This is a genomic window from Streptomyces acidicola (genome assembly GCF_009377235.1).
In the GTDB taxonomy this organism is placed as follows: domain Bacteria; phylum Actinomycetota; class Actinomycetes; order Streptomycetales; family Streptomycetaceae; genus Streptomyces; species Streptomyces acidicola.
This window is the reverse complement of record NZ_VMNX01000491.1, coordinates 1-1,902: the sequence shown is the minus strand read 5'-3', so window position 1 is coordinate 1,902 and position 1,902 is coordinate 1. Positions and strand designations below refer to the sequence as shown.

Below are 1,902 nucleotides of genomic sequence, written 5' to 3'. Positions count from 1 at the left end.
GGACCAGGTCCCGTACGCCCCGGTGGTCCGCCTCCGCCCCGTACGCCGGGTCCAGCAGCCACCAGTCCGGGCCGTGTCCTTCCGACCACTCCGCTCCCTGGGCGAACTCCTGGCCCATGAAGAGCAGCTGCTTGCCGGGGTGGGCCCACATGAAGCCGAGGTAGGCGCGGTGGTTGGCACGCTGCTGCCACCAGTCGCCCGGCATCTTCGACACCAGTGATCCCTTGCCGTGGACGACCTCGTCGTGGGAGATCGGGAGTACGTAATTCTCGCTGTAGGCGTACACCATCGAGAACGTCATCTCGTTGTGGTGGTACCTGCGGTGCACCGAGTCCTTGGACATGTAGCCGAGCGAGTCGTGCATCCAGCCCATGTTCCACTTCAGCCCGAAGCCGAGGCCGCCGAAGCCGCCGGGACCCATGTGGTGCGTGGCACGCGTGACGCCGTCCCAGGCCGTGGACTCCTCGGCGATCGTCACCACACCCGGCTCACGCCGGTACACCGTCGCGTTCATCTCCTGGAGGAACGCCACCGCGTCCAGGTTCTCGCGCCCCCCGTGCTCGTTCGGCGTCCACTGCCCGGGCTCGCGCGAGTAGTCGAGGTACAGCATCGAGGCGACCGCGTCCACGCGCAGCCCGTCGATGTGGAACTCCTCGCACCAGTACACCGCGTTGGCCACCAGGAAGTTCCGCACCTCCCGGCGCCCGTAGTCGAACTCCAGCGTCCCCCAGTCCGGGTGCGCGGCCCGCACCGGATCCTGGTGCTCGTACAACGGACGCCCGTCGAACTCCGCCAGCGCCCAGTCGTCCCGCGGGAAGTGCGCGGGCACCCAGTCCACCAGGACGCCGACGCCGGCCTGGTGGAGCCGGTCGACGAGGTACTTGAAGTCGTCCGGGGTGCCGAGCCGGGCCGTGGGCGCGTAGAAACCGGTGACCTGGTAACCCCACGAGCCGCCGAACGGGTGCTCGGCCACCGGCAGCAGCTCCACATGAGTGAAGCCGAGGTCCCGTACGTACGTAGGCAGCTGATCCGCCAACTGCCGGTACGTCAGCCCCGGTCGCCAGGACGGCAGGTGCACCTCGTACACCGAGAACGGCGCCTCGTGGGCCGGACGGTCGGCCCGGTGCGTCATCCACTCCGCGTCGTCCCACTCGTAGTGGGACGCGTGCACGACGGAGGACGTATCCGGCGGAACCTGGGTACGGCGGGCCATCGGGTCCGCCCGCTGGGTCCTCGTCCCGTCCGGCCGGGTGATCTCGAACTTGTACAGCTCCCCCTCACCGATCGACGGCACGAACAGCTCCCACACCCCGGAGGAGCCGAGCGAGCGCATCGGATACCCCGTGCCGTCCCAGAAGTTGAACGTGCCGGCCAGGCGCACACCGCGCGCGTTCGGCGCCCACACCGTGAAGCGGGTGCCGGTCACGCCCTGGTGCACCATCGGCTCCGCGCCCAGCGCCCTCCACAGCTCCTCGTGCCGCCCCTCGCCGATCAGATGCAGGTCCAGCTCCCCGACCGCGGGCAGGAAACGGTACGCGTCCTCGGTCTCCTGCACCGTCCCCTCGTACGCGATGAGTAGCCGGTACGACGCCGGAACGGCCCTCAGCGGCAGTACGGCCGAGAAGAAACCGTCCCCGTCGTCGTGCAGATCGGCCCGCAACTCGTCCGTGACGACGGTGACCCCCAGCGCGTACGGCCGGAACGCCCGGAACACCACGCCCCCGGGCGCGGAATGCGCCCCGAGCACGGCGTGCGGCTGATGATGCGTACCACTGAGCAACCGCTCCCGGTCCCCACCGTCCACCGCGGGCGAGAAGGGCACCCGCGGCTCGGGGAGGGTCGGGGCCGGTTCCCCGGGGCCCCGAGCGGCCCGGGGTTCGGGGATGGACGGGACGTCCGCGG

1 protein-coding gene is annotated in these 1,902 nt (G+C 70.3%); it reads right to left on the bottom strand.

Annotated elements, in window-relative coordinates; all coding sequences use genetic code 11:
* The coding region (glgB, locus tag FPZ41_RS46275; protein WP_152870868.1) for a 1,4-alpha-glucan branching enzyme at positions 1 to 1,902 on the bottom strand (1,902 nt) is incomplete at both ends.